Origin of the sequence: Microcoleus sp. PH2017_12_PCY_D_A, from assembly GCF_020738565.1 — a bacterium.
Taxonomy (GTDB): domain Bacteria; phylum Cyanobacteriota; class Cyanobacteriia; order Cyanobacteriales; family Microcoleaceae; genus Microcoleus.
On the sequence record NZ_JAEQCI010000046.1, the window covers coordinates 54,428 to 68,084 of the forward strand.

General features: G+C 45.3%; 11 protein-coding genes, 1 pseudogene and 2 CRISPR repeat arrays (1 of these 14 only partly in view). Of the genes and pseudogenes, 8 read left to right on the top strand and 4 right to left on the bottom strand.

Going from position 1 to position 13,657, the window contains the following annotated elements:
- Positions 1-16 precede the first annotated feature (16 nt).
- Positions 17-1,411 (bottom strand): helix-turn-helix domain-containing protein, encoded by a 1,395-nt coding sequence (locus tag JGK39_RS14875; RefSeq protein WP_293251104.1) that lies wholly within the window; start codon positions 1,409-1,411, stop codon positions 17-19.
- A 195-nt stretch (positions 1,412-1,606) separates the two neighbouring features.
- On the opposite strand from JGK39_RS14875, the gene JGK39_RS14880 reads away from it, so the two are divergent.
- On the top strand, positions 1,607-1,948 hold the full coding sequence (locus JGK39_RS14880; RefSeq protein ID WP_293302576.1) for a hypothetical protein: 342 nt from the start codon (positions 1,607-1,609) through the stop codon (positions 1,946-1,948).
- A gap of 392 nt (positions 1,949-2,340) precedes the next feature.
- Here JGK39_RS14880 and JGK39_RS14885 read toward each other — a convergent pair whose 3' ends face one another.
- Positions 2,341-3,057 carry a GUN4 domain-containing protein gene (locus JGK39_RS14885; RefSeq protein ID WP_293251108.1) on the bottom strand — a complete coding sequence of 239 codons (717 nt, stop codon included), beginning with the start codon at positions 3,055-3,057 and terminating at the stop codon, positions 2,341-2,343.
- Here JGK39_RS14885 and JGK39_RS14890 point away from each other — a divergent pair.
- On the top strand, positions 3,056-3,238 hold the full coding sequence (locus JGK39_RS14890; protein WP_293251110.1) for a hypothetical protein: 183 nt from the start codon (positions 3,056-3,058) through the stop codon (positions 3,236-3,238). The two genes, JGK39_RS14885 and JGK39_RS14890, sit on opposite strands and share 2 nt — an antisense overlap.
- Positions 3,239-3,287: 49 nt before the next feature.
- On the opposite strand, the gene JGK39_RS14895 is transcribed toward JGK39_RS14890, so the two are convergent.
- Together JGK39_RS14895 and JGK39_RS14900 are read right to left on the bottom strand one after the other, a co-directional pair.
- Positions 3,288-3,860, bottom strand: coding sequence for a hypothetical protein (locus JGK39_RS14895; RefSeq protein ID WP_293251112.1), 573 nt, complete (start codon positions 3,858-3,860; stop codon positions 3,288-3,290).
- A gap of 272 nt (positions 3,861-4,132) precedes the next feature.
- Entirely contained in the window at positions 4,133-4,342 is a 210-nt protein-coding gene (locus JGK39_RS14900; RefSeq protein WP_293251114.1) for a hypothetical protein, read from the bottom strand.
- A gap of 1,081 nt (positions 4,343-5,423) precedes the next feature.
- On the opposite strand from JGK39_RS14900, the gene JGK39_RS14905 reads away from it, so the two are divergent.
- From JGK39_RS14905 to cas2, 6 genes and pseudogenes are all read left to right on the top strand, one after another.
- The gene (locus JGK39_RS14905) at positions 5,424-8,054 is read left to right on the top strand and encodes an AAA-like domain-containing protein (RefSeq protein WP_293296683.1); all 2,631 of its coding nucleotides are present in this window, start codon (positions 5,424-5,426) and stop codon (positions 8,052-8,054) included.
- Between the two features lie 83 nt (positions 8,055-8,137).
- Positions 8,138-8,476 carry a DUF433 domain-containing protein gene (locus JGK39_RS14910; RefSeq protein WP_293251118.1) on the top strand — a complete coding sequence of 113 codons (339 nt, stop codon included), beginning with the start codon at positions 8,138-8,140 and terminating at the stop codon, positions 8,474-8,476.
- The gene (locus JGK39_RS14915) at positions 8,473-8,835 is read left to right on the top strand and encodes a DUF5615 family PIN-like protein (RefSeq protein WP_293251120.1); all 363 of its coding nucleotides are present in this window, start codon (positions 8,473-8,475) and stop codon (positions 8,833-8,835) included. Before JGK39_RS14910 ends, JGK39_RS14915 begins: the two co-directional genes overlap by 4 nt.
- A 96-nt stretch (positions 8,836-8,931) precedes the next feature.
- A complete protein-coding gene (gene ruvA, locus JGK39_RS14920) occupies positions 8,932-9,555 on the top strand; it encodes a Holliday junction branch migration protein RuvA (protein WP_293251172.1) in 624 nt (207 codons plus the stop codon).
- A gap of 434 nt (positions 9,556-9,989) precedes the next feature.
- A pseudogene (cas1, locus tag JGK39_RS14925) lies at positions 9,990-10,816 on the top strand (CRISPR-associated endonuclease Cas1).
- 353 nt (positions 10,817-11,169) lie between these two features.
- Positions 11,170-11,451: a CRISPR-associated endonuclease Cas2 gene (cas2, locus tag JGK39_RS14930; RefSeq protein ID WP_293251122.1), complete on the top strand. Its 282-nt coding sequence runs from the start codon at positions 11,170-11,172 to the stop codon at positions 11,449-11,451.
- Between the two features lie 368 nt (positions 11,452-11,819).
- Positions 11,820-13,036: direct repeats of the CRISPR family, unit length 36 nt; unit sequence GCCGCAATTCACCTTTCCCCGCAAGGGGATTGAAAC.
- Between the two features lie 85 nt (positions 13,037-13,121).
- A CRISPR array of direct repeats spans positions 13,122-13,657; the repeat unit is 36 nt; unit sequence GCCGCAATTCACCTTTCCCCGCAAGGGGATTGAAAC; it runs 2,132 nt beyond the window's last position.

The window sequence follows — 13,657 nt, forward strand, 5'->3', positions numbered from 1 at the left end:
AATTTATCCAATTTCTTCAGTTTTTTGGTAGCATCAATCGGCGATCGATCGCCACACTGCGGATCAAATTATGTTGTCCCACCAGCCGATTATCTTCATCATCAATTCCTCCATCTTCAACTAAATAGCGATCGCGCAGAGTTTGCATTGCTGCCTTTTGCTGTTCCTCACTATAACCCTCATCTTCTAAATTAATCAGCCACCAAGTTTCCTTGACTTCGCATCGATAAATCGAAGCCATACAAAGTAAACAATAAGCATCATACGCATCATTTTTTAAACGATCGAATGTCCGATCGATCCGTTCCTTAACTTTCCTTCGCAAGACTTTCGTGTATGATGCTAACTGCCACCTATCCTCATCTCCTTTAACTATTCCTCGATCGCGAGCTTCGTCAATAGCCTCTTTCACCTCTTCAATGTAACGGCTATTCTCTTTCCAGTAAGCACTGACTTTCCTACCATAAGACTCTTTAATTTCTCCAGCGATCGTCCGCAAAGCCAAAGGATGCCCGTCATAAACTTCTCCAATTACTCGCAGGGGACTGTGTGCTAGTTCCAAATCGCCATCCAGTTCAGCTTTTTGAAATAACTCCACTTGTTCGGGTATTTCTAATCCTTTCAAAAGTTGGCAATACCAACGATTTTTATAGCGATCGCACTCCGCTTTCTCAAACTTAGTTGGCAAATCCTGAGAAGTCAGAATAAATCGACTTTGACAATCTGATTCTGCCAAGAAACTTACAAAAAACTTACCCCACCACTCATCAGCAAAATCACCCCAGCCATCCTCTGCATTCCCTGTCAATAGGTACTCAAGAGAATCCATCAGGATTAAATACCGATTTTCGCGCAGGTGTTTGACTAACCGCCGTAATAATTGTTCTGGTTTGCGATCGTCTTTTGGGACAGATTCTCCCCACTTCTCCAGCCATTGCAGCGCGACGCTGGCAAAATCTGAAACTTTTTTCTCATCTTCAAAATTATCCCTGTGTTCCCTCCAATCTCCTCGCAATTCCTGAACGACACGTTCCGCCAAAGCAGTTTTACCGATACCAGTAATGCCAACTATAAGTAAGACTCGACAAGATCCGCACACCTTCTCGATCGATTCATCAATTAGTGTCTCCCGACCTACCCAGCCATCATCACAGACCAAAAACTCCATGTATGAAGCCTGAGTTGCGCTGTTATCAACGTATGTCTCCCAGTTTTTTATCCCGACAGCCTTGAAAAGTGCGACAAAGTTTTCCTGCCTAATGTTTCTCCCTTGCTCTAGTGCCTGCACGGTTGAGCGCCGAACACCACTTTGAGTAAGCAAAGCATCAGCTTCTTGATTCCATCTCTTGTTTTCTCTTGCCTCCTTAAATTTTTCCCGTCCTTCTTTCGATGCTTTGATTGTAGCCACCATGCTTGCCCTCTAACTAGCTCCTATTAGCTTCAATTTTGACTCATTTTTGCAGCAGTAGCAGAAGTCAGTCAAAAGTCAGTCAAAAAGTCAGTCAAAAAGTCAAGCGTTGAAACCCCTACACATCAGGCATTCTGAAGATGCGGACAGCAAAAAGTTAACTAACTTACTTGCCCCGCAGTCAATCACTTACCCTAGATGAGTAGAACAATCATGACTTTGAAACATCAAGCTTACCCAAAACAACTAGAACTACCAGGCGTTTTACCTAAAAAAATGGACACCCTCAAGCAAATGGAAGAAGCAATCCAAGGAATGCTAGACCTAACATGGAAAACTGTGCTACTTCACATATCACCACGCACTACTAAAGAACTCATGCGACAGCACGGTAAACTCGTTGCTCTCAATGATGGGGAAGCAAGAATTAAAGTATCGTCAACAGCACTTTTGCTAATGGCAATTCAAAAACTACCCGACATTGAATCAGCCTTCAGAAAAGCCTTTGGTGCTACCGTCAAAATCCGCATCGAAGTATAACTGACATCTTGCACTCGCTGCGATCGCTCCAGCTAACCGAAAAGAGCGATCGCCCTCAATCGACAAACTCATAATATATGTCTGGGTCTGGCCAAGCTAGAAATTCTTCTAAAGTCAGTTTGGTTCCGATTCCTACCATGACTCCCAGCCCTCTCGCTGATTAATTCAAATATCAATTATACAAAATTTCCCAATATTCCAAAAAAAAGACCCGGCGGTTGAAACCGCGGCTATACAAACAAAACAAGCCGGACGCCGGTTGAAGAATAGGCGGTGAAAATTACGTTTTACATTATTCTCTTAAGTCCGCGGAGGCGGACATCGTTTGTGTAGACGCGGTTTCAACCGCCGTCGGATCTTTGTTTGACTTTCTGGCGGTTTCAACCGCCGTCTTACTTCACCCAAGCCCGATGAGCCATCAAAGCCGCAAACGGCTGCACTCCCCGCAACTGATTCGACAGCGGCAAATGACCCCTAGGCGCGCTCAAATCCCAAATAAACTCTTGCGGATACCGCGTCCAATTATTCCCCTTCTTCCAGCCAATTAACGGCCACAACTTATCCCAATTCTTGCCCGAACTCAGCCAAATTTCCCGCTGTACCGAAAAGCCAAATTTGCCTTCGGAATGCACTTTCCACAGGGTATTAATTGTTTGCAAATCTGCCACGGGCAAACTTTCAACTTCTGTAAAATACAGCCACTTTCTCGCCGAAGCTGTCTCGCCCGCCAACCCACAAAGTTTGTTTAAAGTCAATAGATCGGCTTCTTGAAATTCCTGTAGGGCCAATAATTGTTGCAGCGGAGTGTAGTCAATGTTAGAGTCCGATCGCAGCGGCACAATTCCCGTCGGAAAATTCGATCGCAAAAACTCACTCGCTCTCGGAGAGTCAGCGCTATAAAGAATTTGGTAAACCTTACCCATTACCGCCGTCGGTTCCTCCGACTGGCGCTCTAATAAAAATTCCATCAATACATCCCAACCCGCATCTGCTATGTGTTGTTGCAGCAGTTGCAGTTGAGTTTTCTCTGAACCCGACCTCAACTGTGAGCGGAGTTCGGCTGTATCGGCGGCCGAGTCTAATGGAGAAGTAGAAATCGAGTCAGTCATGGGAAACTATCAGCTATCAGCTATCAGCTATCAGCAATTAGCTGAAGCCCTGGTTTTCCCCCATTGTACAATGGTACTGACTTCGATTTACTTCTCTGTACTCGGATGTCTGCGCGCAATGTCGCCTATTCCAGCTCGATCGCACACTCGACAGCCCATCGCAGCCATCACCAAAGGTTAATCATCTCATTTTGGCGATCGCTGCTATCTCAAACCGTTTCTCTTCCAACCTAATCGTCCACGATGGAAACCCATGCAGAGAACGAAGGCGGAAAAAAGTTGATGTCATATTCCGAGTCTTCCCACTCCTTCACCCACAGCGGTACAACGCCGGGGCGAGGAGTTTCCGCAAAGATCCGTTCCTTGGATTCGATCGAGTGAAATAGCTGTTTCAAAGTATCTCCCCGATCCAAAGCGGAGCTCAGGATGTCGTCCAAGTCAGGATCGACCCGTTTGACGCGGTTTTTGTCATCCTCAAGCCACAGAAGCTTCAAAGACTTCAGATCCCTCGGACTCAGGATGCTCTTGTAGTAAACGCGCTTGAGGGTCGCTACGGGCTCCAACGAGCGTTCGATCCGGCGAATTTGCTGAACTCGCAGGTAGTGCCATTCCGCTAAACGCTTGCGTTCCGAAGGCGCGAGAGTTTCCTTCCCCGCTGAGTGTTTGTAGTCATAGTTAATCAAACTGCAAGCCATATTGGCCAGCAGGTGAATTAACTGTTTTTCTTTGGGTGTCGCCTGACGCCGTTCCTGGGTTCTTGTCAATACGCGCTGTCTGCGGGTAGTTTCGAGAGTATTTTCCATTGGGTTTTTACGAGATGAAATACGATTGTGCCAGATCCGAATCCCGAACATCAGAAGATAAGGCAGTTGATAGGCGGGGAAACTCCACCGACAGACTCGCCTTACCTGTTTATTTTCTCATTCACCGTTCTGACTTCAACCCCTCGGATTAGGTAGAATGAGTATTCCGAGCGAGTTTTCACCCCCTTGAGCCAAGGTGGTTGCGACAACAAACACACCACAAACACAATCACGATCGCAACCGCAGCGCCGGCGAACCCTGAGAGGGCTAATTATTTCCTGCCTTTGCCTGTTTTTACTTCTTCTTGCTCACCATCTTCATTCGTTCCAGTGTAGTTAATGTCGGGACGACTCTCCCAAGCCGTCAAACTGCTGGTTGATGAAGATTGTGGGACGATCGCAGAAGCACGGGCGCTACCTGTATGGAATAAGCCGATGCCACCGGAGGCAATTACCGCTAATACTAAGATGCTGTTTTTCATGTTCGATGACCCTGATTTAACGTAGATAGACACCTTTTGGCTTACCGATCTGTCAGAAGTGGGTTGATGCAATAGCCCACTTGTCTTCTGATAAATCTGCCTGCCATAATCAATACAGACAGGCACACCCGAAGAGCGATCGGAAACGCCGGAAGTGACGTGTTACTTATGTCCACGATCATCCACCAACCAGATTTTTTTGGGTAGTGGGGCTAAGGCCATCAGGGCGTCGATCCATCAGGGAGTTATGCCATCAGGGTGCTCATCTATCGGGTAGTTAATTCATCAGGGCGCATCTTCTACTACAATTAGCCACAAACTTAACTTTAATCGTTGAGCCAGTGGCTAGCAGCGCACTGACAGCGCTTTTAAGAATTAAACTTGTGGTGGATTTATCCCCAAAAGTTTGTCCTTAAAAATTCCCCCACGCGAAAGCTGGGGAAGTGTCAGCGGCATGGAATTCCATGCAATCTAAGTCAACTAAAAAAAACGCAGATTAACGATATCTCCCACTCAAGCAGTCCTCAGCCAAACGCTGGGGTTTTTTATTGGCGGCAGCCATTCCAGTCCTTGGACAGGACGGCATTCGGTAGCCAGATCGCGATCGCAGAACTGAAGGCAGAACCTCAAAGGCGCTGCGGTTATGAGTTTCCCTAATAACATCATACCATCGGGTGAATTTTAAAGTATGATTGTAAAAAAATGTAAACCAAATGGCGTTTAGGCGTTTTCAATCCGGTTGAGTAAAAATTCAGATGATGATGCGAACGAGTATAAAGAAAAAGGTGCCGGGGTACGATCGCCCTCCTGGCTGCATTTAGCGTTGGTTGCAAAGATACGGTAAAGATTGAGAAGAAGAACGGTGAGTTAGTAGACAATAGAGAAAGAGTCACAAAATTTTCAACCGCAGTAATATCAGTTCAAAAAAAGAACGCAACTGTAGGTAAACTCCAAACCCTTATTCAATAAGTCATTAGCCAATCTCAAGTCTAAAATAGTATAAGCTGGCAATAATAATTATTGCAATTTGTAACCTTTCGATCGCACAGCACAGGGGCGCACCATCTTGATGAATTCGCAGATGACAGCAGAAGTCCACTCAACCAACCCATATCAAGTCGGAGGATATTTGCCTGCCGGTGCGCCCACCTATGTCAGGCGATCGGCAGACAGCGAACTCTACGAAGGACTCAAAGCCGGACACTTCTGCTACGTGTTGAGTTCGCCACAAATGGGAAAGTCCAGCCTGCTAGTGCAAACAGCCAAAAGGTTGCAAGCAGAAGGTACAGCCTTTGCAGCCGTCAACTTGAGAAGCATCAGCAGCCCAGAAATTTCCCTCGAAAAATGGTATGGTGCGATCGTATACCGCATCGCCAGCAGCTTGCGCCTCACAAACAGATTTGATGCGATCAAGTGGTGGAACGATCGCGAAGTGCTATCGCCGGTGCAGCGATTGGAGATATTTATCGAAAAAGTTTTGCTCAAGTCACTGCGGCAAAATTTAGTCATTTTGATAGATGACATTGACAGCACGAACAGTCTAAATTTCAGTACCAGCGATTTTTTTGCCTCGATTCGAGGTTGTTATTCCAAGCGAGCAGAGCAACCAGAATACGATCGCCTGAATTTTGCGGTTTTCGGAGTAGCAGCCCCATCACAACTGATCCGAGATCCAAGCTGCAACCCTTTTAATATTGGACGGCCGATTAATTTAACTCGATTGCAACTGCACGAAAGTGTGCCCCTAGCAAAAGGATTGGCACTCAAAGCTTTTCGCCCGCAAAAACTGCTCCAAGAAATATTTACTTGGACGGACGGTCAACCTTTTCTGACTCAAAGACTGTGCCAATTAGTGCTTGAATACGGGTCTTTTATTGGCAGAAATTGCGAAGCCGAACAGGTGGAACAACTGCTCAAACACAGAATTATTAAAAATTGGGAAGACTGGGACGAACCCCCACATTTGACAGCAATTCGCGATCGCATTTTCCACAGCCGCTGCGACATCACCAAACTGTTAACGCTGTACCAGAAAATTTTGCAACCGCCCGACCCCCAAAAACCGGAAGAAGCGCCAGGAGTTGCTGTCGATTATTCTCCCGAACAAATTGAATTACAACTTTCAGGATTAGTGGTTAAATCTCATGGTAAATTAATAGTTTCCAACCTAATTTATCAATCTGTTTTCAATCAGTTTTGGGTGGAAAAAGAACTGGGAAATCTGGCTCCCTACCGCGAAGCCTTGGCAGCATGGCTGGCTTCCGATCGCGAAGATAACTCGCAGTTATTGACAGGAGAAAGTTTGCAGTCAGCTTTGGATTGGGCGGCCAACAAACAATTAAGTCAAGAACACTATTGGTTCTTGAATCCTGGAACTTTTAAAGAAAAACCCACAGTCATTGTCCCACAAGTTGTACAAAGCAGTCCAGACATCGATACAGAGAGAATCCTCACCCCGCCCTCAGATACTTTTCTATCGGGGAGCAACGAACAGATATTGTACGATCACATCGTCTCCTGCGTGGAACGAGAATCCCCCGCACAGGTAATCGATCGGTTCCGCAAACTATTTATCGACGGTATGGGCTACCCCGATCGCGAAATAGAAGCAACTTTGTACAATATCATCTCCGTCAAGCGATCGGATCGGGAGTTTAAATATATCATCCACCGCTGCTGCTACATCCCCATCAACCGCTGGCAATTGCACTCACAGCACAAATTGAGTATTGCAAATCTGGTTGCTTTATTTAAACAGACTTCTCCCAGATTCGGGATGGAATTTTATATAGTCAAGCGCTTGCAAGAACAAATAGAATTCTTTACTAAAAGTGCCGAATTCCAGACCCTAGAGCGCTTAGTAAAAGCAGTAGAACAAGAGCCACAACCCCAGAAACAAGATAGTCATGCTCCTTTGGGCGAATTGATTTGTCGGTATCCTTATTTGTACGGGCATTCTTTGCTGAGCAAGGACAGCGTTGAGGAAGACCAGAAAACCATCAAAAAGCTGGAAATTCAAAGACAGCGACAATTTGAAAAAAACTTGTCTCAATATTTAAATTATTTGGTTGAACCGAGAAATACAGAAATAGGAATTGTGCAGCCGGCGCCAAATCCCACACTTTTGAACGATGCGGAACTGCACTTAGCTGTTAGGGAATTTGCTGGAAAAATAACAGGCGATCGCAGTCACAAAGAATCGGCTCAATTTTTTTTGCGAGATGCCCGGAAGACTCCATCCTACAGCTCATTTAAAGTGGATTTATATGAATATTTAATATCATCTGTAGAACCAGAATATGGTAATCGTCAATTTAACGACAAGTTGTACAAATACATCAAAAATACATTTCCTGAAAACAACTCGGAGAAATTAAATAATATATTGTTAGCTCGGACTTGCAACCAGTTATTCAACTTTTTAGTGGTAGAAAATTCCCAACATCCCAACCACTACGTTTTTTACGATTTGGTATACAACCTCGGGCCCAGCCGGACAATGGGTTTGCTGCTGAAAATATTACTGCTTTCTGGCAAAGTTAAACCTGAGTTGGAAAAGCGATTTTCTATTTTGTTCAATCACTATGAAGGTAAAAATTCTGATGAAATTATGTGGTTTATAAAATCCTTGGAAAATTTGAATGTGGCTTTGGTGGTAAATTTTGGGAATACGGATTTGTCTTTTGTCAAACAGCATCTTATTTTGAATTGAAAAATCAGCCGAGCGGTTTACTCCAAGTTCGATCGGGCAAATATCAGTGATATAATAAATTATGTTGAGTATGCAGCAAAATTATGCCAACCCAAACGCTCACAGATTATTTCAACTTTCTCACTCCCAGCGATATTCGACTGAAAGGGACAAGAATTGGCATTGAAACAATCCTTTATGATTACATCGATTGCGGTCGCGCACCTGATGAAATTGCCCAAACTTATCCTTCCCTCACCCTCGAACAAGTTTATGCGACAATTCTGTATTATCTCCAGAATCAAGAACCTGTGAGTGATTACCTCAGAAATTGGATAGAACACGGTCACAAAATGAGAGAAGAACAGCGCCTTAATCCCCCGCCTGTTTCTGAAAAGCTCCGCCAATTGAGGGCAGAAAGAAAAGCCAAAAGTAGCCAATGAACCTGCAATACCTAATTGATGAAAATGTCAATCCTATTTATCCCAATCAAATTAGGCAACGAGAACCAGATATCGCCGTCAAAGTAGTGGGAGAACCGGAAACACCACCGAAAGGAACTCTCGATCCAGAAATTCTCTACTGGTGTGAAGATAATAACTGTGTTTTGGTGACAAATAACCGAACTTCTATGCCAGTGCACTTAGCCGAACATATGGCGGTAAATCGTCACATCCCAGGGATTTTTATCCTAAATCCTAATTTAAGCATTGGCGAAAACCTAGAAGAATTGATTTTAGCTGCTCTGGCATCCCAAGAAAATGAATATCAAGATAGAATTGTTTTTCTACCTTTCCCTTAGCAGTTATTAATGTATTCGGGAGAAAACGATTTTTTTTGCATTAGTCCGATCGCACTTTTAAAAGGCGCGCTACCCTATCGGTGTACCATTAACTCTATGATCAGCTATCTCAAAGGCACAGTCGCCAATATCACTAAAGGCAGCAACCGCGTTATCTTGACTCTCGAAGTCAGTGGAATTGGCTATGACATCCAAATTTTACCCCGCGTGACGGGTCAATTACCAGCATCCGGCGAAGTTGCCCAAATCTTTACCCACCAGCAAGTTAAGGAAGACCAAATCGTATTGTACGGTTTTGGTAGCACGGCAGAACGCGATTTGTTTCGACAGTTGACGAGTGTTAGCGGTGTGGGTGCTCAACTGGCGATCGCCCTTCTCGACACTCTAGGAATGCAAGATTTAGTTCAGGCGATCGTCGGCGGTAACACCCGCATCCTCGCCAAAACCCCGGGAGTGGGCACAAAAACCGCCGAACGCCTGGCCCTGGAACTCAAAAGCAAACTCTCCGAATGGAGACAGGAAGCAGGTTTGACAACTTCCGTCGCCGCCGGAGTCCCCGCAGCTATTCAAGAAGAAGTGGAGATGATTTTGCTGGCGATGGGATACACTGCGGCGGAAGTCTTGCAAGCGCTGCAAACCCTCAGTCAAGACAGCAACTTGTCAAAAAAAGCTAATGCGGATGATTGGATTCGTGAGGCGATCGCCTATTTGAGCCGATAATCACCTACCTAATCCTACTAGACATAGCCTTTCTCACAAAGGTAAGGTACGTAGTTGGGCTTCAGCCCTCTTAGTTTATTGCTTATATAAGCTGTCAGCCATACCTCATCTTTCTGCAAACCGCTATATGACGTGTTTGTTGACACCAATGTCCCGGAAAATTCCCCTACAAAATACTATTTAACTTTTGTAAACACTGAGTTTTTTTGCATAAAACTAGCTGATTCAGGCTGATAGATAAATAGAGAAGTTCTCAATAATTCCTGAAGTCGATATCCCGATACTTTTGCCAAGAAATCGGGACACTCAACCGCTGACAGATTGCAACTCCGCAGAGAATTTCTTTCAACAACATAATTTTCATCAATCCCTTCTTAGAGCAAATCCTTGTATTTGGCAAATCCCAAATTTCAACCCAAGCAATTCGCACTTGCTTGTGGCGGAACATACCCATAGCCTATCTCTCTCGCATGGGCTACTGTTACGGACGCATCTTGCCCATAGAACGGGGCTACCGACAACTTGTTCGCTATCAACAGCAACTCGAATTCCACCACCGTTTATTAGCCGCCAAACAAATTGTCGTTGCAAAATTGAAAGATAGTCGCATTATCTTGCAGCGCATCCATCGAAAACGCCTAGATTCAGAAACAGTTGCTTTCACGATTAAAAGCTTAGAATGTCTCAGCGACAAAGCCTCTCGTTCTGAAACGATCGAGCGATTAATGGGATTGGAAGGAGCCGGGCAGCTACTTATTTTTCAGCATTTGGCGAATGTTTGTCCGTTCCCGAATTTGTATTTGTTTTCCGTTCCCGCCGTCCGCCAGGGAATCCGGTTAACGCCATGCTCAGCTTTGGATATCAAATTCTTTGGAATCACTTACTTTGTTTAATCGAGCTCCAAGGACTGGATCCTTATCAAGCTTGTTTGCATCAAACTTCCGAACGTCATGCTGCTTTAGCTTCAGATTTAATCGAAGAGTTTCGCGCTCCGATTATCGATTCTTTAGTGCTGTCGCTGATCAACAAAAAAGTCATGGATGCCACCCGCGACTTTGTTTATCGGAATAGTGGCTGTTTCTTGAACGATTCCGGGAGAGCAAAATTTCTCCATGCTTTTTTACAGCGCATGGAAGAAGAAATTCAAACAGATTCGGGAGAAAAACAGCCGCGATGGGATTTATTTGTGCAGCAAGTTAAGGCTTACAAGCAGTTTGTTTACAATCCGCAAATGCTGTACAAGCCTTATCGAATTTATTAGTAGCTGTCAAAACTTATGCTCGTGGAGGCAGGGATAGTCAGAAACCAGGTTTTTCAAGGTACGTAGTTGCGCTTCAGCGCTCTTTACAGATTTTAGGAAAGAGCGCCCAAGCGCAACTACGTACCTAAAAATGAGCCTCCCATAAGAGTAGCAGTTGCGTCCAGGACTAACAAAAATAGTGCGCTGTCGCCCTCAAATTATCGAAAAAAGCCGGTTTCTTTAGTCTCGCGGGGTGGTCAGAAACCGGGTTTTTCCCGGAAATAGTGCGCTGTCGCCCTCAAATTATCGAAAAAACCCGGTTTCTTTAGTCTCGCGGAATGGTCAAAATTAACTTTTTCCTCAGCCGAAAAATCATGTATTTTTACGTTGTGGTGTATGATATTCCTTGCGACAAGCGGCGCAAGAAAGTTTTCAACTTGCTATCGGGTTACGGCACGTGGGTGCAATATTCGGTTTTTGAGTGTGCTGTTTCTGGGCGTCAGTTTGACGAGTTGCGAACTCGCCTGCGAGCACGAGTTAATTTGGACGAAGACAATATCCGTTTTTATCCTGTATCAGCGCGGACTTTGGGGCAGGTAGAAACTTGGGGTTTGGGCCCACCGGTGACTAAACCTGCTACTTCGGTTATTGTCTGAAAGTATTTGATTTGACACTTGACACTCCGAGAAATCTCGGTTATTATTCTGTAATTGCTGGATTTTAATTAGAAATTTACACGAGCTAAAGCAATGTGCAGTGTGAATAACTACCGGAATCAATAGCGCCAGTACCTAGAAAATTGAATAGATTAAAGTAGTGTTTTAGCAATTCAATCATTTGGCAATCCGACCTTCAAGCTAAATGGCTGAAACACTGATTCTCTGGTGTAGACGGCCGTTGTCTTGTCCAGTAAAGGTTTCAGCCATTTTTGAGGTTCATTTTGAGTCCCAAAGCAAGCTGAGCATAAGAGGTGGTCGAAAACCGCTTCTGGAGCCTTTACTGGGTAAGGGTTTCAAGTCAAGGAGCCGCAATTCACCTTTCCCCGCAAGGGGATTGAAACTTAATCCCAATGCCCGTAGCGCGGCACCTGCCGTCGTTAGGCCGCAATTCACCTTTCCCCGCAAGGGGATTGAAACCTGGATGATATGTAACCCTTATCGGTTAGCAGCCGCAATTCACCTTTCCCCGCAAGGGGATTGAAACAGGTAAGGTGTTCCCCCCCAGAACCTCGATGGTATTGCCGCAATTCACCTTTCCCCGCAAGGGGATTGAAACCTATCATCATCGGAGGGTGCGCTATCCAGTTACAGCGCCGCAATTCACCTTTCCCCGCAAGGGGATTGAAACCCTTACTGCATCCATGATGTGTTCGTAGAGGGAGGTAGCCGCAATTCACCTTTCCCCGCAAGGGGATTGAAACTCTCCATTAAGCGCATGGCCTCGTATATACACTCCAGGGCCGCAATTCACCTTTCCCCGCAAGGGGATTGAAACACGATAGGGTTTGGTGTACTACTACTTATACGCACCGTACCAGAGCCGCAATTCACCTTTCCCCGCAAGGGGATTGAAACCAACTACAGCTACCTTGAGGCTTACATCATCGAGGTGACGCCGCAATTCACCTTTCCCCGCAAGGGGATTGAAACCTCACAGTGAGGGGTAGCACAAGTAGTGCGGAGATCGTAAGCCGCAATTCACCTTTCCCCGCAAGGGGATTGAAACTAGCCACAAAATTTGCAGCTTCCTCATGAAAGTCTGGAGCCGCAATTCACCTTTCCCCGCAAGGGGATTGAAACATTTTACACCCGTGTTTCGACCCTCTTGCAACTGCTGCCGCAATTCACCTTTCCCCGCAAGGGGATTGAAACGTGGTAACTGTACACCAACCAGCGGTAGTACCAGTAGTGCCGCAATTCACCTTTCCCCGCAAGGGGATTGAAACAGTAGTCCACAATTGATTGAGCGTATTATCACGCTGCCGCAATTCACCTTTCCCCGCAAGGGGATTGAAACTTGCTCTGTGAACTGTTCTAGCACGATAGGTAAGGCTTGCCGCAATTCACCTTTCCCCGCAAGGGGATTGAAACTTGATTGGTTTGTCTTTAACTCAATTGTTTTCTGATGCCGCAATTCACCTTTCCCCGCAAGGGGATTGAAACCTCAAGCGGCAAGAATAGATAGGCAAAAATTACTTTTTTACTAGCCGCAATTCACCTTTCCCCGCAAGGGGATTGAAACTTAGACTGTAAGTTGGTAATTGTTGAAATTGGTTGTAAGCCTGTATGGTTACCCCTATTTAACAAAAAGCTGTCCAAAGAATTAGGCCGCAATTCACCTTTCCCCGCAAGGGGATTGAAACTCTTGTTCGTGTGCCATTTCTCCATCAATCAAAATCCATCCATCTGCCACAATTCACCTTTCCCCGCAAGGGGATTGAAACACAAAGGTTTGATTGCCAATTTGACCTGTCCCAAAGTTGAGCACGCCGCAATTCACCTTTCCCCGCAAGGGGATTGAAACTTCGTTAAAACACAAAATTGCTTCGTTTCAGGTGATATCCAGCCGCAATTCACCTTTCCCCGCAAGGGGATTGAAACTGTACAATTTTGTTGTTCGTACTATTCTCTTTTTGGCCGCAATTCACCTTTCCCCGCAAGGGGATTGAAACTTCCGTACTGCGAGGTATCAGAATAAGGTTTAAACTCGTGCCGCAATTCACCTTTCCCCGCAAGGGGATTGAAACCTTCGATTTGATTTACTGTTACTTGCATTGTTTTTGCCGCAATTCACCTTTCCCCGCAAGGGGATTGAAACGGGGCTTACAGAGATCAGATCATTGTTTTTGCCGCCACGAAGCCG